The 19,790-nt window shown below is 65.6% G+C and carries 12 protein-coding genes and 1 tRNA gene; 6 read left to right on the top strand and 7 right to left on the bottom strand.

The features are described from left to right. Window positions 1-74: 74 nt before the first annotated feature. Both QOL57_RS02705 and QOL57_RS02700 read left to right on the top strand, forming a co-directional pair. Window positions 75-3,008, top strand: coding sequence for a TonB-dependent receptor (locus tag QOL57_RS02705; protein WP_089240289.1), 2,934 nt, complete (start codon window positions 75-77; stop codon window positions 3,006-3,008). Between the two features lie 11 nt (window positions 3,009-3,019). Beyond that, window positions 3,020-4,615: an alkaline phosphatase D family protein gene (locus QOL57_RS02700; protein WP_089240291.1), complete on the top strand. Its 1,596-nt coding sequence runs from the start codon at window positions 3,020-3,022 to the stop codon at window positions 4,613-4,615. Window positions 4,616-4,670: 55 nt separating this feature from the next. On the opposite strand, the gene QOL57_RS02695 is transcribed toward QOL57_RS02700, so the two are convergent. From QOL57_RS02695 to QOL57_RS02680, 4 genes are all read right to left on the bottom strand, one after another. After that, window positions 4,671-6,779, bottom strand: a complete 2,109-nt coding sequence (locus QOL57_RS02695) for a phospholipase C, phosphocholine-specific (RefSeq protein ID WP_089240293.1) — start codon at window positions 6,777-6,779, stop codon at window positions 4,671-4,673. A gap of 10 nt (window positions 6,780-6,789) precedes the next feature. Then, window positions 6,790-9,168, bottom strand: a complete 2,379-nt coding sequence (locus QOL57_RS02690) for a TonB-dependent receptor (protein ID WP_089240295.1) — start codon at window positions 9,166-9,168, stop codon at window positions 6,790-6,792. 118 nt (window positions 9,169-9,286) lie between these two features. Further along, window positions 9,287-10,213: a c-type cytochrome gene (locus QOL57_RS02685; protein WP_089240297.1), complete on the bottom strand. Its 927-nt coding sequence runs from the start codon at window positions 10,211-10,213 to the stop codon at window positions 9,287-9,289. Continuing rightward, complete coding sequence (locus tag QOL57_RS02680; RefSeq protein WP_089241256.1) at window positions 10,210-11,556, bottom strand: cytochrome c; 1,347 nt, start codon at window positions 11,554-11,556, stop codon at window positions 10,210-10,212. The genes QOL57_RS02685 and QOL57_RS02680 overlap by 4 nt, the downstream gene beginning before the upstream one ends. A 183-nt stretch (window positions 11,557-11,739) precedes the next feature. Here QOL57_RS02680 and QOL57_RS02675 point away from each other — a divergent pair, with 183 nt between their 5' ends. Beyond that, window positions 11,740-12,891, top strand: a complete 1,152-nt coding sequence (locus QOL57_RS02675) for an alpha/beta fold hydrolase (protein WP_089240299.1) — start codon at window positions 11,740-11,742, stop codon at window positions 12,889-12,891. A gap of 4 nt (window positions 12,892-12,895) precedes the next feature. Here QOL57_RS02675 and QOL57_RS02670 read toward each other — a convergent pair whose 3' ends face one another. Continuing rightward, window positions 12,896-14,035, bottom strand: a complete 1,140-nt coding sequence (locus QOL57_RS02670; RefSeq protein ID WP_089240301.1) for an MFS transporter — start codon at window positions 14,033-14,035, stop codon at window positions 12,896-12,898. Window positions 14,036-14,222: 187 nt separating this feature from the next. Here QOL57_RS02670 and QOL57_RS02665 point away from each other — a divergent pair, with 187 nt between their 5' ends. Next, complete coding sequence (locus tag QOL57_RS02665; RefSeq protein ID WP_089240303.1) at window positions 14,223-14,918, top strand: alpha/beta hydrolase; 696 nt, start codon at window positions 14,223-14,225, stop codon at window positions 14,916-14,918. A 158-nt stretch (window positions 14,919-15,076) separates the two neighbouring features. Then, complete coding sequence (locus tag QOL57_RS02660) at window positions 15,077-17,272, top strand: TonB-dependent siderophore receptor (protein WP_089240305.1); 2,196 nt, start codon at window positions 15,077-15,079, stop codon at window positions 17,270-17,272. A gap of 54 nt (window positions 17,273-17,326) precedes the next feature. Here QOL57_RS02660 and QOL57_RS02655 read toward each other — a convergent pair whose 3' ends face one another. After that, the gene (locus QOL57_RS02655) at window positions 17,327-18,028 is read right to left on the bottom strand and encodes a pirin family protein (protein WP_089240307.1); all 702 of its coding nucleotides are present in this window, start codon (window positions 18,026-18,028) and stop codon (window positions 17,327-17,329) included. Between the two features lie 140 nt (window positions 18,029-18,168). Between QOL57_RS02655 and QOL57_RS02650 the strand changes: the two genes are divergently transcribed. Beyond that, window positions 18,169-19,089: a LysR family transcriptional regulator gene (locus tag QOL57_RS02650; RefSeq protein WP_089240309.1), complete on the top strand. Its 921-nt coding sequence runs from the start codon at window positions 18,169-18,171 to the stop codon at window positions 19,087-19,089. Between the two features lie 624 nt (window positions 19,090-19,713). On the opposite strand, the gene QOL57_RS02645 is transcribed toward QOL57_RS02650, so the two are convergent. Continuing rightward, a tRNA-Arg gene (locus QOL57_RS02645) sits at window positions 19,714-19,790 on the bottom strand.

Here is a 19,790-nt window from a genome sequence, read left to right as displayed (position 1 = left end):
GGCTCTTACTTGGGAGAAGCCGCTGTCGAATGCCGACGCGGTAGCAGCAATCCTCTCTCCTGCAAGGAACCGTGATGCGCAAGAAGCTCTATCTGTCGGTGGTACTGGCCTTGTCTCCCTGTCTGGGCGCACATGCGCAGGCGGTGTCGTCCAACGGGCTTGAGACCAGGGTCACTGCAGCGATCGCCGCGCAGCCATTGAGCCAGGCACTGGAGCAGCTGTCACGCAGCTCCGGCGTGCAGTTCCTGTATGCCGGCGCGGGCAATGCACCCATGGCGGGCGCGGTACCGCGGGGAGCCAGCGTCAAGCAGGCGCTGGACACGCTGCTGGCCGGCACCGGCCTGCGCTACACGGTGGTGGATGGCAACGTGATCGCCATTGATGCGGCACCGGCCCAGCGCGAAACCAGGCCGGCCGCACCGGCACCGCAGCAGCCGGACGCCGTGGTCGCTCCGACCCTGGGAACGATCAAGGTGATCGCCGCCCATGAGGTGATCGATCAGAAGAAGACCTCGCCGGTGATCAAGGATTCGGTGATCTACGATGAGATGGACAGCTACGGTGATGAGACGCTGGCCGAGAGCCTGATGGCCGCGCCGGGCCTGAGTGCGGTGGAAGATGCGGGCGAACCGCGCTATGTGACCGTGCGCGGTGTGCAGGCCAATCTCAACTACACGACCATCGACGGCATCGCGATCGCAAGCGTGGGCGGCAGTGGATCCGGCGAGCGCATGAACAACCTGCAGCTGATTCCCAGCGACATCGGCACCCGCACCGACATCTACAAGAGTTTCAGCGCCGAGCAGGCGCCGGATGCCATTGGTGGTGTGATCGACATCATCAGCCGCAGTGCCTTTGACCGCTCCGGCAAGTATGTGTTCGCCGACGTGGCCGGCATCTATTCCACGGCCGAGACCAATGTGGGGCGCAGCGCGGGTGGCGACCACAAGACCCTGGGCCACTTCGGCAAGAGCGCCAAAGCGGTGTTCTCCAACCAGTTCGGTGCCGATGATCAGTTCGGCATCGTCGCTGTCGCGCGCTATGAACAGCGTTCGCGCAACAGCGTCAAGCGCTGGGTCGAATCGAACTATTACTACAACGATGCCGGCAAGTACCTCATCGATGGCACCACCGGCCCGGACGAGGCGAAAGGCTGGAACGGCCTGCGCGCGCCGGGCAACTTCAGCACCGGCACCTACACCAACTACATCACCAACTTCGGTGGTTCGGCCAAGCTGGAATGGAAACCGTCGGACGATCCGTTCTACGCCTCGCTGCTGCTGTACTCGTACCGGTTCTACGAGAACTCGACGATGAACAAGACCGATCTGTATGGCAACGCCAAGTTCCCGATACGCAACCAGAGCGAGGACGGCGGCACCACCCAGATCAACAGCATCTACATCAAGAACCGCCATGACCGCTGGGACCGCAGCAATCGCGGTGCGATCGCCAGCTTCAACTGGGATATCGGCGACCTTTCGCGGCTGACCCTGCGCGCCGGCCACACCGAAGAGACCTTCCACAACACCCAGGTCTACTGGGGCGTACGCGCGTACCCAAGCAACCTGTTCGTCGACTATGCCAACGACAGCCATGGCTTTCCGAACGCGGTGGGCGTCTCGGACTCCAGCCTGCTGACCAGCTCGGCGTTCAAGCTCAATCCCGCGCAGGCCTACATCTCGCCGCGCGACGCCAAGGAGAGCATCGACAACGTGCGTGCCGACTTCAGCTACAACATCGATGCCGATGCGCGCGGCTTCGGTCTCGCCGCCGGTGCCGAGTATCGCCACCTGAAGATCTGGCAGGACATCGATTTCGATTACTACAAGACCAGCGCGACCCTGAACGACTATCTGTATCCGGGTTCGACGCTGCTTGGCAGCGTCCCCGGCTTCCCGCTGATCGACAACCGCAAGTGGCATGACGAGCTGTACCCGAAGCTGGGCAACAACGATGCGGCCTACCCGAATGCCGATTTCACCAGCGACTACAAGTACGTGGAAGACATCGCCAACGCCTACGTTTCGGCGCATTACGCCTGGGACCGGCTGCTGCTGATCGGCGGCCTGCGCTATGACCACACCTCCTTCGATGCCTTCAGCCCGTTCAGTGATGATGGCGGTACCACCTACACCTCGGCATTCCGCAAGAGCAGCGGCGGCTACAACAACCTGCTGCCGTCATTGAATGCGACCTTCAAGCTGAGCGAGAACCAGCGTCTGCGTTTTTCCGCCAGCCGCACGCTGGGCCGGCCGACACCCAGCAACATCGCCCAGGCCACCAGCACCAGCTGTGGCGATGACGAGTTGGGTGGAGGCTTCTGCACCATCAAGCAGGGCAATGCCTCGCTGCAGCCGCGCCGCTCGACCAATCTCGACCTGGCGTGGGACCTGTACTTCAACGGCAACAATGGCCTGGTGTCGGTCGCGTTGTTCGACAAGGTGATCAAGGACGACATCTATACCCTGACCACGTTCGAGAACATCGGCGACGTCCGCTATCGCGTCACCCAGCCGATGAACACCGATGAGTCCACGCTGCGCGGTGTCGAGTTCGCGGTGGCAAACCGCAATCTGCAGTGGGGCCGCCAGCGCTTCGACATGTACCTCAATGCCACCCGACTGGACGGGCAGACCAACTACCGCATCAGTGATGGCAGCGAGCGCCGGCTGGACCGCCTGCTGTACCAGCCGGACTGGTCGGTGAACGGCTCGGTGATCTGGCGCATGCCGTGGAAGAGCTCGCAGCTGCGCGTGTCCGGTACCTACCGCAGCCGCATGCTGGTCGACTTCGGCGATACCCAGTGGCTGGACTCGTACTACGACCCGTACATGACCTTCAACCTGGCCTTCAGCCACAAGGTCAGCAAGCACGTGACGCTGAAGTACGAGGCGAAGAACCTGTTCAATACCCAGCCAACCTACAGCACCGGTCCGAACGGACGCTTCCGCACCGAGATCGATGACTACGGTCGCTTCTTCTACTTCCACATCATCTACAACTGAGGGCGGCCGTCTTGGATACGATCAATCGCAGGCGCTTCCTTGCCCTGTCGGGACTTTCCGCGTTGGGTGCGTGGGCCGGGACTGCCCGCGCGCTGGCTGCGCAGAGTGATACGGCAGCACTGAATCCGCGCAATCTGCTGGCTTCGCCGCGCTTTGCCAGTACGCCCTTCACCCTCGGCGTGGCGTCGGGTGATCCGTCGGCCGATGGCATGGTGCTGTGGACGCGGCTGGCCACCGAGCCCCTGGTGTTCGGTGGCGGCATGCCTACCCGGCCGATGGTGGTGGGATGGCAGGTGGCTTCTGACGAGGGCATGCGCACCGTGGTGCGGCAGGGAACCTCGCTGGCCCACCCCGAGCTGGGCCATGCGCTGCACGTGGAACTGGATGGCCTGCTGCCTGGGCGGCCGTACTGGTACCGCTTCACCGTGGGAGGCCATGCCAGTGCGATCGGACGCACCCACACCCTGCCTGCGGCGAACGCGCCGATCAAGCGCGTGCGCTTCGCGGTGGCCGGTTGCCAGAATTTCGAGGAAGGGCACTACACGGCCTGGCGGCACATTGCCGAGGAACCACTCGATTTCGTGTTCCATTACGGCGACTACATCTACGAGGGAGAAAGCCAGCCCGGCGTGCGCAAGATGAACGCTCAGCCGTTCACCAACCTGCGCAACCATGTCGGCCCGCAGACCTACACCCTCGACGACTATCGCCGCCGCTACGCGCAGTACAAGACCGATACGGACCTGCAGGCGGCGCACGCCGCGTCACCGTGGTTCGTGACGTTCGACGACCATGAAGTGGACAACAACTGGGCGGGTGCCGAAGACCAGGACGGTACGCCCAGCGAGCTGTTCCTGCTGCGCCGCGCACAGGCGTTCCAGGCGTATTACGAAAACATGCCGTTGCGCGCTTCGTCGTTCCCGCGCGAGGGTCATATGCAGATGTTCCGTCGCGCGCGCTACGGCACGCTGCTGGACCTGCACCTGCTCGATACCCGCCAGTACCGCAGCAAGCAGGTGGACATGGCGCAGCGCGGACAGGTGGAATCTTCCGAGCGCAGCATTGTGGGTGCGAAGCAGGAGCAATGGCTGTTCGATGGCCTGGCCGATGCCGCGCCGCGCTGGCACGCGATCGCGCACCAGGTTTCGCTGGGCAACTACATGCGCGAGAAGGACGGCGTGGTGCAGTCCTCCGATGACCAGTGGTCCGGCTATCTGTCCAGCCGCCGGCGCCTGCTCGATCACATCCAGAAGGTGGGCTTCGGCAATGTGGTGACCGCCTGTGGCGATGCACACCGTCACTATGCCAGCGACCTGGTGCAGGACAACACCGATTCCGGGGTGATCTCCAGCGAGTTCCTGGCAACCTCGATCAGCTCGGGTGCCGACGGGCAGGGCGTGGATGCCTATGCAGAGAACCAGCTGCGGCACAGCCCCCACTTGAAGGCGACGACGGACAAGCGCGGTTACGTGCTGTGTGATGTCACCCGCGATGCCTGGATCGGTGACATGAAGACCCTTGATACGGTCATGCGGCCGAACGGCACGCTGCAGAGCTGGAAGCGCTATGCAGTGGAGCACGGCCGGCCGGGACTGCAGGAGGCCTGAGCCTGCTGTCCTGCCCTGTAGAGCCGGGCAAGCGCCCGGCTCTACGGAAGTACTTTCAGCCGTGTTCGAAGCGCAGCGGTGCGGTGCCCATGGCGGGGTCGCTCGTACCAGGGCGGCCATCTTCGGCACGGCCGGCCAGGCGTTGCTCGACGCCCTCCGAGCGCACGATCAAGTCGTACCAGCCTGCGGTCGGTGTCGGGTCCCAGGCCAGTACGGTTTCCGCGCCGGCCACCAGCTGCAGTTCCTGTACCGGCATGTGGCCCGCGTAGGCGCCGCCCTGCACCTTGACCCTGCGGGCTGAAGGCGATGGATTGCGCAGCACCAGCCGCAGCTGGCCGTCCGCGCGTTCCACCTGTGCGTGCAGCGGCGCGATCGTGCCAGCGCCGCGATAGTGGCGATGGAATCCATTCGGCCCCAGCAGCCAGAGGTCGTAACGACCCTGTGCATCCAGCGGCCAACGATCCTGCAACGGGGCACCCGGTACCACGGTGTAACGGCGCGGGATGGCGTCCAGGCGCAGGCGGTCGTAGACATGCAGCACGGCCGTGGCGCCATCGCTGGCCAGCTGCAGGGTGATGCCCTCGCCATCCACCGACGTGGCCTGCACCTGCGGCCGATAGGGCAGCGCCCGCGCAGGACGCACGCCGGGCTCCTGGCGGGCCGGATGCAGGCCATCGGGTAGCGCAGGCACGGTACGGCCGGGCAGGGAGGCGGCGCGCGCTGCGACGGCGGTGACATCCGGCAGTGCCTTGACGAAGGGGCGCGTGTCGCGCTGGGCGAAGTCGAAGGCATTGCTGAGATCACCGCAGACCGCACGCCGCCACGGCGAGATGTCCGGCGCGGCCACGCCGAAGCGGCGCTCGATCAGACGCAGCACCGAGGTGTGGTCGTACACCTGCGAGTCGACCCAGCCGCCACGGCTCCACGGCGAAATCACATACAACGGTACGCGCGGGCCGAGCCCATAGGGGCGACCGCGCAGCTCGGCGGCATCGTATTTCCCGTCGCCCGGTGCCGGGTTGCGGTGGTATTCGCCCTCGGTGCTGACCGCCGATGCACCGGCCCAGCCATCGCCAAGCGGGGAGGGTGGTGCCGGTGGCGGTACATGGTCGAAGAAGCCATCGTTCTCATCGAACATCAACAGCAGGGCGGTGCGGCTCCACACCTCGGGATCGGCGGTCAATGCATCCAGCAGGCGTGCGGTATAGGCTGCGCCCTGCGCGGGGCTGGACGGCCCCGGATGCTCGCTGCCAGCCGCATCGGCGATGATGAAACTGACCTGCGGCAGGCGGCCGCTGATCGCGTCCTCGCGCAGCTGCGCCAGACCACGGGTACTGACGCCGCGTGCACGCAGTTCCGGGTCATGCCCCGGGTCGCCGCGGTGCGCCTGGCGGAAGGCCTCGAACCCGGCCAGCGGGTTGTCGGTGAAGTTGTCGGCCATGTCCTGGTAGATCTGCCAGGACACGCCGGCCTGCTGCAGTCGCTCGACATAGCTGGTCCAGCGATACGACTCCGGATGGCCGCCCTGCTCGGGGAAATTGTCGTGCGAATTGGCGATCACCGGGCCGCCTGCGCGGGCCTGGGCATCGTTGTGGCCGGTCCACAGGAACACGCGGTTCGGGTTGGTGCCGGCCTGCATCGCGCAGTGGTAGGCATCGCAGAGGGTGAACGCATCGGCCAGGGCAAACTGGAACGGCATGTCGCTGCGCTGGAAGTAGCCCATCGAATGGTTCTGCTTGGCCTTGGGCCAGTGCGCCATGCGTCCGTGGTCCCACGCCTGCTGTGCGTCAGGCCAAGTGTGGGGCGTGCCCTCAACCCGCATGTAGCCGAAGTGTGCAGCGGTATCCAATGGGAAAGGGGCGATCGCGCGTTGCCCGCTGGCATCGGGCTGCAGCCACAGGCTGCGTGGGTGGTCGCCGCCGGGCAGGGGTGGCGCTGGGGCCACGAAGCGGTCGCCGAAACCACGAACGCCCGGCAGGGTGCCGAAGTAGTGGTCGAACGAACGGTTCTCCTGCATGAACACCACGATGTGCTGCAGGTCCTGCAGGCTGCGCGTGCGCGAAGCAGGGGCGATCGCTGCTGCCCGGGCGATGCTGGGCAGCAGCGGCGAAAGGCCGGCGGCGACGCCGGCCTGCAACAGTCGGCGTCGGCCGGTATCGGTCACAGGGTCACACTCACAAGTCCACGCGGAAGGAGATGCCGACGGTGCGCGGGGCGCCGATGAAGGCGTTGTCGCGGCCGTCCACCCCTGCAAGATAGCGCTTGTCGGTCAGGTTGCTCACCACCAGGTTGGCGCCCATGCCCTTCAGGCGCGGCGACAGGCCCTGCAGGTCGAAACCGATGTTGGCGTTGAACACGGTGGCCGAAGGCAGCTTGTTGACGTTGGCCGCATCCAGGTAGCGTTCGCCGAGGTAGCGACCGGACAGGCCGAAGTTCCAGCTCTCACCCTGCCAGTCGGCCGACACCACCAGGATCTGCTCGGGCTGGCCGATCACCTTGGCGCCGTCGACAATGCCCAGCTGCTTGTCGCGCGCGTCGTTGCCACTGCCCAGGTACTTGGAGCGGTTGTAGGTGTAGGCGGCATTGATGCGCCAGCCATTGTCCCAGCCGTAGCCGAAGGCCGCTTCCAGGCCGTTGCTCTCCACGCCGCCGAAGTTCTCGTAGACGCCATCGGTCTCGCCGAGGTAGTCGATACCGCTGACCAGACCGGCCGGCAGGTAGACGATGCGGTTGTCGAACTTGATGTTGTACAGGGTGACCGAAGCGGTCAGCGGCCAGCGGCTGATGCGCATGCCCAGTTCGATGTTGTCGGCGGTTTCCGGTTCGACGTTGCGGAAGCGCTGCGGATCGGTTTCACCCAACACGCCGGAGGGGATCGCGGCGAAGTTCTGCGAGTAGCCGGCGAACACCTCCATGCCCTCCACACCCGGGGCCCAGGTGAAGCCGGTGGACAGCAGCGGATCGGACTTCGAATCGGACTTCACATTCTCGGCGGCGCCGATCACGCGGCGACGCGACTGGTCGACGAAGAACTGCTTCACGCCGAGGCGCGCGCTGAACGGGCCGAAGCGGGCCACGTCCTCGACGTAGTACATCTGCTCATCGACCTTGTACTTGTCTTCGAACTGCACCCAGTAGGGCTGGTGGTCGAAGGCGATGTCCTGGCCGACGTTGAGCAGGCGGTGCCAGTCGCGGCGTACGGAACGGTCGAGCTTCTCCACCCACAGGCCACCGCGGATCGTATTGTCGATCGCGCCGAAGGTCTGCCGCCATTCGACGTCGGCGGTGACGCCCATGCGATCGTTGTCGTAGTGGGAATGGCGGTAGGACTGTGCGCCCTGCACATTGCCGGCGTAGCAGTTGGGGTCGTACTCGGCGCTGAAGCCGAGTCGCGGCGTGCAGTTGGCCAGACGCTGGGCGGAACTGCCATCGGGGTTCACGAAGTAGATCTGGCCGCGGTTGCTGCCGCCGTAGACCGTCCTGCCGCCGAGGTATTCCGACTGCGGGCGACCGGCGCCATCGTCGCTGACATCGGCCAGGTACGGCGGCAGCCAGTCACCGCGGCCCTGCATGCGGTGACCGTAGGCAGCCATCGAGGCTTTGAAACCGTTGCCGCCATCAAAGGCCGCGCGCAGGTAGCCGAAGGTGTTCTCGCGCAGTGCGCGCGAACCGGAGCGGTAGTTCTGGTCCAGATACGGAATGCCGGTCAGGGTGCCGACCAGGCCGTCGCGGTCCGGGTTGGTGGCGAAGCCCTTCGGTGAAACGCTGGTGTACTCCGGCTCGTCGGCATCGTTGTAGGACAGGTAGCCGGTCAGGGTCCAGCGATCCAGCTCGGTGATGAACTTGCCGGCGATGTTGTCGTTGCTGGTGTGGCCGGTGCCATCGATCCAGTCATGCACGCGCGCCGACGATGCGCTGATCCACGCGCGGGTATGTCCACCCAGCAGGCCGGTGTCGTAGCGCACGTAGTACTTGCGCGCCTCATTGTCGCCGGCGCCCACCACCATGCGCAGGCGCTGTTCCTGCAATGGATCGCTGGTGAGGAAGTTCAGGGTGCCGCCCAGTGCTTCGTTCGAGCGCGAGGAGATATCGGCCGTGCCCTGGCTCACTTCTACCGTTTCCAGATCGAGCGTGTCGATGTAGCGGTTGGCCAGCGAGCCGCCGCCATAGCCGGAACCGCCATTGGGCAGGCCGTCGATGGTGGTGCCGATCTGCTGGGTATCGCGGTTGGTGACGAAGCCGCGCATGCTGATCTGCGTGCCCCATACCGACGATCCGGTGGCATCGGCTTCGCTGACGACCACGCCGGGCACTTCGTTGAGCGCGCCATTGACGCTGCTCAACACGGTCTGCCGGTTCAAGGTTTCCTGGCGCACCGAGGTCTTGGCATAGCTGGTGGCCTGGCCGATCACCTGCACCTGGTCCAGGGTCCGCGCGTCGGCGCTTCGCGTATCGGCGGCATCGCCCTGCGGTGCTTCAGCCAGGGCATCCAGTGCGGGAGCAATCAGCAGGGCAAGCAGCGAGATACGGGGAAAGCGCGCAATCGTTCGCATCGAAACCGGACCTTCAGGGGAGGAAAGTCCGGGAGTGTCGGCAGCGCCGATGACATGGCGGTGACGCGCAGATGCAGGGAGTGTGTTGTGTGACGGCCGGCAACACCGGCGGCGCCCCTCAGTAGCGCGCGTCCTTCGGTTTCGGGTCGCGTGGCCAGTCCTTGGCCTTGCCGGCGAAGTCCGGGCGCGGCTGGTTGATGAAGTAGCTGGCGATATCCACCGCATCCTGGTCGGGCATCACCTGCTGGCCCAGTGGCGGTTCACGGGTCACTGCCGGCGGCATGTTGTGCTTGACGAAGCCAGCGGCCTTGTACAACCGCGCCATGCCGGCACCGATGTTGAAGCTGCGCTCGCCCCACAACGGCGGGAACGCGATATCGCCGCTGGCATCGCGCTGGCCTTCTCCGTTGTCGCCGTGGCAGGCGGCGCACTGCGCGGCATACAGCGCCTGCCCACGTACCGGGTCCGGCGTCAGCGCGCTGTCGATCGGCCCTTCGCTGGGCGCGGCCACGCGTGCACCCTCCGGTACCGGGCGGCTCAACCACGCCATGTATTCCAGCATCGCGCGCATCTCCGGTGCATCCTTGGCCAGCGGTTTGCCGTTCATCGAACGCTGCAGGCAGCCGTTGATGCGCTCGGCCAGACCGATTTCCCTGCCCGGTCGCGGCATGTAGCGCGGGTAGCTGCCACCGCCGGTGTTGAAATAGTGATTGCCGAACGGTCGCTTGCCCTCGGCCATGTGGCAGGAGTTGCAGTTCAGATCGTTGCCGACGTTGTCCGGCAGCAGGCGTGCGGTCTCGTTGAGCAGGCGACGGCCGAACATCACCGCGTCTGCGTTGCCGAGACTGGCGATCTCTTCGGCACTGGGCACGTGGTACTGGCCCACCACCTGGCCGTGGCCGTCGAGGATGTCCAGGGTCCTTGCCACCTCCGCATCCAGGTCCGGGTACAGGTGCTGGTACAGCAACGTACCGGCACCGGCCAGCAGCACCGCAACCACTGCGCTGGCGATCAACGCTCTGGAACGCTTCTTCGAACGCCTCATTGCGCCGTCTCCTGCGGGACCACATGCACCGGCTTGTCACGCACCACCCGGCGCATGCGCGCCACGTCCAGTTCGCTGACCGCACTGGCCCGGTTGCCCCAGCTATTGCGGATGAAGGTGAGGATGTCTGCGAGCTGCGCATTGGGCAGCTGCTCGAAGCCCGGCATGGTGAACGCCATCCGGTCATGCGGCGTGTGCGGCGTGCGTCCACCGATCAGGGTTACCTGCACCAGCGAGCTGGGATCGTCGGCGAACACGATGGAGTTGCCGGCCAGGGCAGGGTAGACCCGTGGCATGCCACGGCCATCTGCACGATGGCAGGCCTGGCAGTGTTCGGCGTAGGCCAGCGAACCGGCCACCCGGTAGTCGCCGCCGCGCAGTGCGGCGGTAGTGGTATCGGTGCCCGGCGTCCATTGCGCGCTGCGGCCTTCGCGTGCTGGCAGCTGCTTCAGATAGCGCGCCATCGCCAGCAGATCGGCGTCGGACAGGTACTGCGTGCTGTGCTCGACCACATCGGCCATGCCGCCGAAGGCCGCGGAACGATCGGTGCGGCCGGTGCGCAGGAACTCGACGATCTCGGCTTCGCTCCAGCTGGCCAAGCCAGTTGATTCGTTGCGCAGGTTCTTCGCATACCAGCCTTCCAGCACCGAGCCGGAGAGGAACTGGCGGCTGCCATCATCGGCCATCGCCTTTTCCTGGAAGGCCAGCCCGCGTGGGGTATGGCACGCGCCGCAGTGGGCCAGGCCTTCAACCAGTTCGGCGCCGCGTTGCTGGACGGCATCCAGGGTCGGATCGGGAGTGAAGCTGCGTGGGCGCGCGAACAGCAGCTGCCACCAGGCAAGCGGCCAGCGCATGTTTGCCGGCCACGGAATGGTGCTGTCGGCGTTGTCCTGCCGGACCGGCTGCACCGCGCCCATGAAGTAGGCATACAGCGCCTTGATCTCGGCATCGCTGGCGATCACGTACGAGGCGTAGGGCATTGCCGGATACAGCGGTTGGCCGTCATGGCGGATGCCACGCCGCACTGCGCGTTCGAAATCCGCATAGTCGTACGCGCCGATACCGGTATCCGGGTCCGGGGTGATATTGGTCGAGTACAGCGTGCCCATCGGCGTCTGCATGCCAAGCCCACCGGCGAACGGTCTGCCACCGGGGGCGGTATGACAGGCGGCGCAGTCGGCGGCACGCGACAGATACCGGCCCTGCTCGATCAGGGTCGGGTCGTGGATATCGACCTCGGCCTGTTGCCGCGGGGCGAACCAGTACGGTGTGCTGCGGGCGATGCCGTAAGCGGCGGCCAATGTGGCGGCCAAGGCAATGGCGAGCTTGAACGAGGTGCGCATGCGGGCACTGTGGCCATTCGTGCGATGGCGTTCATTGATCCGGATCATTGCTCTGGCCGGTCGCGACATTGTGACAAGCTGAATCGATCCCGCGCTGTCATCAACCCGTCATCCAGCTGCGATAGATGGCATCGGGCGTGACCGCTAACCTGCCACGCTGTCGCACTTTTCCCCTGACTGCCCATGAAGCGCCTGCTGCTGCTTTTGCTGGCGTGCGCCGGCCTGTGGCTGGCTGCATGCTCTTCTTCGATGACCGCCTCGTCCACCTCGCTCAGCGACCGCCTGATCGCGCCCGGTGGCGTTTCGACCCTGCTTGATCAACCGCGTATCGCCGCCGCTGTAGCTGCGTTGCCGAATCGGCATGGTTTCGCCGCGGGCCGTGATGGCGTGCCGATCTTCTGGCGTGCTTTCGATCCGGGTGACTATGGCGCGCGTTATCGCTACCTGCCACAGCAGCACCAGAATGGCCTGCCGCTGGATACCGGGCTGAGCCTGGCGGTACCGCAACCGTTCCGCGCGCAGGCGCCGCGCGGCACCGTGGTGCTGCTGCACGGCTGGATGATGAACGGTGATTCGATGCTGCCGTGGTCCCTGCAGCTCGCCGAGTCGGGCTACCGCGTGGTCACCCTGGACCTGCGCAACCATGGCCAGTCCGGCGCCGGTCCCTCCGGCTACGGCACCTATGAATCGGACGATGTGGTGGACGTCATCTCCGAGCTGCGCGCGCGCGGCGAAGTGACCGGCCCGCTGTATCTGTTCGGTGTTTCCTATGGCGCTGCCACGGCACTGTTCACCGCCGACAAGCTGGGCGACCAGGTGGCCGGCGTGGTGGCAATGGAATCGTTCGCCAATGCCGGCGTTGCGATCCGCACCATGATTCCGCATCTGATGGCGCTGCAGCCGGAAGGCTTGAAGGCACAGGCCATCGCTTCGTATGCACGCTGGCGCTACGGCAGCCAGGACATCAACCAGGTGGTGGCCGCCGCCAGCCGCCGCATCGACGTGGACCTGGACAAGGTGGATGTTGCCCGCGCGCTGGCCGATACCCGTGCCTGCGTGCTGCTGCTGCACGGACAGGGCGACCAGCACATTCCGGTCAGCCAGGGGCGTGCGCTGGCGCAGGCCAACCCGCGTGCGCACTACATCGAGATGCGCGGCGAAGATCACATCACCCTGCCGCTGCGGTTGGACCTGCTGGCCGGGGTGGTCGATGACTGGATGGCGCGCGACGAGCACCACCCGAAGACCGCGTGCCCAGCGCCGCAGTTGCCGGCACAGGCTGAGTGGCTGGTGCACGGCGTCGATGCACCGGCAATGACCCCAGCGCGCAGCTGAGCCTTCAGGGCAGGCGGCGGGCCAGCGAACGCGCTGATGCCGCCACGCCCAGCAGCATCGCCGCCACGCACAGGAAGGCAAAGCCCAGGCTGGTGGCATGGGCGAGCGCGCCGATCGCTGCTGGGCCTGCAAGGATGCCGGCGTAGCCCAGCGTGGTGACTGCGGTGATCGCAATGCTCTCCGGCATCGCGCGCTGCTGGCCGGCCATCGAGAACAGGGCGGGCACGATGTTGGCGCAGCCCAGGCCCACCAGCACGTAGCCGACCAGCGCCATCGCGAAGGAGGGCACCAGCGTGGCCAGCGCGAAACCGGCCGCAGCGGTGATGCCGCCAATGACGATGGTGCGGGTACGGCCAAGGCGCTCGACGATGCCGTCGCCGAACAGGCGCATCGCGGTCATCGCCAGCGTGAACACGGCAAAGCCGGCGCCGGCCTGGTCGCGCGGCACCTGCCGCACTTCGGCCAGGAACACCGCACTCCAGTCGAGCATCGAGCCCTCTGCCAGGAACACCACGAAGGCGAGCACGCTGATGAACAGCACGACGCCGTGCGGCACGGCCAGCATCGGGCCATCATGCAGGATGCGCTGCGGGCGCCAGTGTGGTGCCGACAGCAGGGCCACCAGCAGCATTGCCGCCACGGCGACCAATGACGCCAGCCACAGTGGCGTGCCAAGAACCAGCAGGCCGGTCATGCAGCCGGCGCCGACGAAGCCACCAATGCTGTAGAACGCGTGGAAGCCAGACATCATCGGGCGCCCCGCATCGCGCTCGACGGCCACCGCCTGCATGTTCATCGTGCAGTCCATCGCGCCCACACCCGCACCGAACACGAACAGCGTCGCACCCAGTGCCAGCGGCGTGGGAGCGAGCGTCAGCAGCGGCAGGGCGAGCAGAATCAAGGCCGTGGTGGCGATCATCAAGCGGCGCGAGCCCAGGCGCGCGGTCAACGCACCTGCCAGCGGCATCGCCAGCAATGAGCCCAGCCCCAGGCACAGCAGCAGCCCGCCGAGGCTGGCATCGGACAGCCCGGCCTTGGCCTTGGCGTAGGGCACCATCGGTGCCCAGGCAGCGGTGGCAAAGCCGGGAATGAAGAATGCAGCGCGTGTCGCGTGCTGCTGGGCGCGGGGAGAAGAAGGCGTCATGCGCGAGGAAGGCTCCAGAGGATCGTCCTCATGAAAACGTTTTCAGAAGCCCCGGGCAAGTGCCATCAATGACATCGAATGTCGAATACGAATGCATTGGTCCGGATGCGTCACCAGTGATTAACGCCATCAGTGGAGAGTAGCCCGACGGTCGGCATTCCGCCCGGCCGCTGCCGGAGATCAGCGCATGAGCACCACACCGACCATCCTCCTCGTCCATGGCTTCTGGGGCGGGGCCGCACACTGGGCCAAGGTGATCCTGGAACTGCACCGCAAGGGCCACGACCAGGTGAAGGCGGTCGAACTGCCGCTGACCTCGCTGGTCAACGACGCCGAGCGGACGCGCCGGATGATCCGCCAGATCGATGGCCCGGTCGTGCTGGTCGGGCACTCGTATGGTGGCGCGGTGATCACCGAAGCCGGCAACCAACCCAACGTGCAGGGCCTGGTCTACATCGCTGCATTCGCGCCGGACAGTGGTGAGAGCCCCGGTGGCATTACCCAGCAGCACCTGCCCGAAGCGGCACCGAACCTCGCGCCGGACAGCGATGGCTATCTGTGGCTGCGTGCCGACAAGTTCCATGAGAGCTTCTGCCAGGACCTCAGTGCCGACGAAGGCTGGGTGATGGCGGTGACCCAGAAGGCGCCGCTGGCCAGCACCTTCGGCGATGCGATCAGCGACCCGGCATGGAAGCACAAGCCGAGCTGGTACCAGCTTTCCAGCCAGGACCGGATGATCTCGCCACAGAACCAGAAGGCCATGGCCGAACGCATGCAGCCCAAGCGCCTGCTGCAGCTGGAAGCGAGCCATGCCTCGCTGGCCTCGCATCCGGCCGAGGTGGCAGCACTGATCCTGGAGGCCGTGGCGGCCGTCGACGGCTGATCATCGCCACGGGGCAGCGCCTGCTCAGGCCCGGGCGCCACCCACGACAGCGGGGGCGCAGGAGAGTAAACTCCTGCGCCTGCGGCCCTTGGCCGCCATTCCCCCCCTTCCCCTCGAGCCGCCGCCAGAGGATCCCACCCCTTCGTGGAGGTCCCGTCGTGTCGTCTGTGCCTGTTCGTTTTTCCGTGCTGTCCCTGCGTCGTCGCCCGTTGGCGAGGGCCCTTGCCCATGGTCTTCTGCTGACCACAGTGGCCGCTGCCGGTGCCGCCTCGGCGCAATCCGCACCGGCTGAAGAGGAGGGCAAAACGCCCTCGCAGACCCTGCAGACCGTGCAGGTCACCGCCAACCAGCTGGGCACCATCACCGAAGGCAGCGGCGCCTACACGCCGGGCACCATCGCTACCGCCACCCGCCTGGTACTGACCCCGCGGCAGACCCCGCAGACCATCAGCGTGATCACTCGTGCGCAGATGGACGACTTCGGCCTGGACGGCATCGATGACGTGATGCGGGTGACCCCGGGCATCAGCATCGTCACCTACGACAGCGAGCGCACCGAGTACTACGCACGTGGTTTTGCCGTGCAGAACTTCCAGTACGACGGTATTCCGATGTCACGCGACTCGGCCTACTCGGCCGGCAATACGCTCAGCGATACCGCGATCTACGACCGCATCGAAGTGCTCAAGGGTGCCACCGGCCTGCTGACCGGCATGGGCGATCCCGGCGCGACCATCAACCTGGTGCGCAAGAAGCCGGGCAAGGAGTTTGCCGGCAGTGCGACGCTCGGCGTCGGTCGCTGGGACGACTACCGTGCCGAAGTCGATGTCGGCGGCCCGCTGACCGCCGATGGCCGCGTGCGTGGGCGCGCGGTAGGTGCCTGGCAGGACAAGCATTCCAATCTGGATTTCTACCAGCGCACCAGCAAGGTCGGCTATGCCGTGCTGGAAGCCGATCTGGGCGAACGCACGCTGCTGACCGTGGGTGGCGACGTGCTGGAGAGCGACCCCAAGGGCTCGACCTGGGGTGGCATTCCGTTGCTGGACAGCCAGGGCAATTTCAATGACATGCCGCGCTCGTTCAACAACGGTACCCGCTGGAGTGGCTGGCGCCAGTACGTGCGCACCGGCTTTGCCACGCTGGAACATACGTTCGACAACGACTGGGTGGCCAAGCTGCAGCTCAACCACCAGGTCAACGGCTACGATGCAGCGCTGGCGGGTGCGGCCGGTGGCAATCCCGATCCGGTCACCGGCGAAGGCGTCTCGCTGTGGCTGGGCAAGTACGTCGGCAAGACGGTCAGCAACGCTGCCGACTTCTATCTGAGCGGCAACTTCGGTCTGTTCGGCCGTCAGCATGAACTGGTGGTCGGCGGCAGTGCGTCGCGCAAGCGCTGGACCAACACCGGTTATTCGCCGCAGCCCGGATACCCGACCGCCGTTGCCGATTACAACAGCTGGAAGGGTGACATCCCCGAGCCGGAATGGCAGCGCGGTTATGGCAACAACGAGGTGACCCGCGAGAACGGCCTGTACGTGGTCGGCCGCTTCGACGTGGCCGACCCGTTGAAGGTGATCGTCGGAAGCCGCCTGGCCAGCTATCGTTCGCCGCAGACGCGCGAGACCGGCGTGTTCGTGCCGTATGCCGGCGTGGTCTACGACCTTGGCGAGCACTATTCGGTCTATGCCAGCTACAGCACCATCTTCAAGCCGCAGGGTGAGCGCGACGAACAGGGCAAGGCACTGGATCCGCTGGAAGGCCGCAGCTATGAAATGGGTCTGAAGGCAGAGTTCTTCGACGGCCGCTTCAATGCCAGCGCGGCACTGTTCCAGCTCGATCAGGACAATTTCGCCCAGCCTACTGGTGGCAAGACGCCGACCGGCGATATCGCCTATCGCGCATTGATGGGGGTGCGCACCAAGGGCTACGAGCTTGAGTTGTCCGGGCAACTGGCCGAGGGCTGGCAGGTGCAGGGCGGCTTTGCGCACAAGATCGCACGCCAGGCTGGGACCAAGGTGTCCACGCTGGAGCCGGAGAACCAGTTCAGCCTGCACACCAGCTACCGCCTGCGCGGCGACTGGCAGGGCCTGACCGTTGGTGGCGGCGCGCGCTGGCAGGATTCCACGTTCGGCAACATCACCAACCCGGCCAGTGGTGCGTCGGTGGTTCATCGCACCCAGCCGTACTGGCTGCTGGATGCCATGGCCCGCTACCAGTTCAACGATCGCCTGTCGGCCACGGTCAACGTCAACAACCTGCTGGACAAGCGCTATTACACGATCTTCAGCTGGTACAGCACCTACACCTGGGGCGAGCCGCGCAACGTGCGGCTGGCGGTGACGTACAAATTCTGATCGCGTTGCGACGTGACATGCCCGCGATGCCGGATGGCATCGCGGGCATGTTGGTTACAGCGGCAGGTCGAACACCAGCACTTCGGCGTCGTTGCCGTTTTCCAGGGTCAGCTGTGCCTCGTCGCTGACCTGCAGTGCGTCACCCGCTTCCAGGGTGATGCCGTTGACCTGCAGCTGGCCACGCGCCACCTGCACATACGCGCCGCGGCCGGCAGCCAGGGCGTGATGCAGCTTCTGCTCGCCATCGAGGATGGTGGCGAAGATGCGCGCATCCTGATGGATGTGCAGCGAGCCATCGGCGCCATCCGGCGAGGCGATCAGGCGCAGCTGGCCGCGCTTGCTCTCCGGCGTGAAGTGGGTCTCCTCATACGACGGCGTGATGTTCTCGGTCTGCGGGAAGATCCAGATCTGCAGGAAATGCACCGGATCGGTGGCCGAATGGTTGAACTCGCTGTGGCTGACGCCGCTGCCGGCGCTCATGCGCTGCACGTCGCCGTAGCGCAGCACCGAACCGGTGCCCATCGAGTCCTTGTGTTCCAGAGCGCCGCCCAGCACGTAGGAAACGATTTCCATGTTGCTGTGGCTGTGGGTGCCGAAACCCTGGCCGCCGATCACCTTGTCTTCGTTGATGACCCGCAGCGGGCCGAAGCTCACATAGCGGGGGTCGTAGTAGCTGGCGAACGAGAAGGTATGGCGCGAGGACAGCCAGCCATGCTCGGCCAGGCCACGGGTAGCGCTCTTGCGGATCTGCAGCATGATGGAATCTCCTTGTTCGATGGTTTCGATGGGGTGGGATAGGCTGGAAGCCGCTTTGTTTCCCCGTTGAAGAGAAGTATCCGCTTGCACCTTGAGTTTGAAAAACGGATAGTTTTGACAGCCATCATCGAAAATTTCGAATGCTCAAGCTCAGCCTCGATGCCCTGCAGATCCTGGACGCCATCGACCGCCGAGGCTCCTTCGCCGGCGCCGGCAAGGCCCTGCACAAGGTGCCCTCGACCATTTCCTACACCGTGGCCAAGCTGGAAGAGGACCTTGGGGTGCAGCTGTTCGACCGGATCGGTCCGCGGGCGGAACCGACCGAGGCCGGGCGCGCGTTGCTGGAGGAGGGCAGGCACCTGCTGCGTGCGGCCCGGGAGCTGGAACTGCGGGTACGGCGCGTAGCCTCGGGTTGGGAGGCGGAATTGACCCTGGCGGTGGATTCGGTGTTCCCGACCTGGCTGTTGGGGCCGGATATTGCTGCATTCCGTGAGGTGGCGGCGCCGACCCGATTGCGCCTGTTCGGCGAGGCGTTGTCCGGCACCTGGGAAGCGCTGCTGGACCGGCGCGCCGACCTGCTGGTCGGTGCGCCTGGCGAGGGGCCCAGTGGCGGTGGCTACGTGGTCGAGCCGCTGGGCAGCGTTGGTTTCGTGTTTGCGGTGGCACCCGGTCATCCGCTGGCGACGGTGCCGGGTGTGCTGGGCCGCGAGCAGTTGGCGCCGTATTGCGCGATCGCGGTATCCGATTCGGCACGACGCCTGCTGCCACGAACGGTGGGTCTGTTGATGGGCCAGGAGACGTTGACCGTGCCGGACATGGCCAGCAAGTTGAAGCTGCAGTGCCAGGGGCTGGGATTCGGTTTCCTGCCCGAGCCCTGCGCGCGGGCGGCGGTGGCGCGCGGCCAGCTGGTGATCCGCGAGGTTGAGGAGCACAAGCCGGAAGAGACCTTCTGGCTGGCCTGGCGCACCGGCGAAGATGGCGCGGCCCTGCGCTGGTGGCGCGAGCGCCTGCGACGGCCGGAGCTGCTGGCGCAGTGGTGGCAGACGATGGCAGAGGGGTAGGGTTCGGCAGGGCTGCGCCCTGCACCCGCCGAATCGACGGCAACGGCAACGGCAACAGCAACGGCAACAGCCAAAGCCAAAGCCAAAGCAACAGCGGGCATTCCGTGGGATGGCGGAGTGGGTCCGGTTGCGGGGGACGCCGCAAGTACGTCCCTGTAGGCTTGGGCGCGCCATCCATGGCGCTTACACCCCCGCAACCGGACCCACCCCGCCTTCGACAGTTTCCCGCAATCTGCCGGAATGGAATGGCCTGCTCTTGGCCTGCTCTTGGTGGGTGTCGACCTTGGTCGACACGTAGATCCACGCCATGCGTGGATGCTCTTCGTTCAATTGTCGAAATATTCGAATTCGATGGAGTCATCCACGCGTGGCGTGGATCTACCAGACATCAGAAACTGTCAGAGGTGGGGCGGTGTCGGATTGCGGGGTGTCAGCCGCATGGATGCGGCTGCCAAGCCTACAGGGACGTACTTGCGGCGTCCCCGCAATCCGACATCGCCCCGCCACCCCACGGAATGCCAGCTTCTGCAGTTGCTGTTGCTGTTGCCTCTGCAGGTGCAGGGCGCAGCCCTGCCGAAAAACACAAAAAAAAACAGCAGGCCGGGGCCTGCTGTTTCGGTGTAATGGTGCGCCCGGAGAGATTCGAACTCCCGACCGCCTGGTTCGTAGCCAGGTACTCTATCCAACTGAGCTACGGGCGC

Source organism: Stenotrophomonas sp. yr243 (assembly GCF_900184195.1).
Lineage (GTDB): Bacteria > Pseudomonadota > Gammaproteobacteria > Xanthomonadales > Xanthomonadaceae > Stenotrophomonas > Stenotrophomonas lactitubi.
Note: the sequence above shows the minus strand (reverse complement) of the source record. Positions and strands in the feature narration are given on the sequence as shown.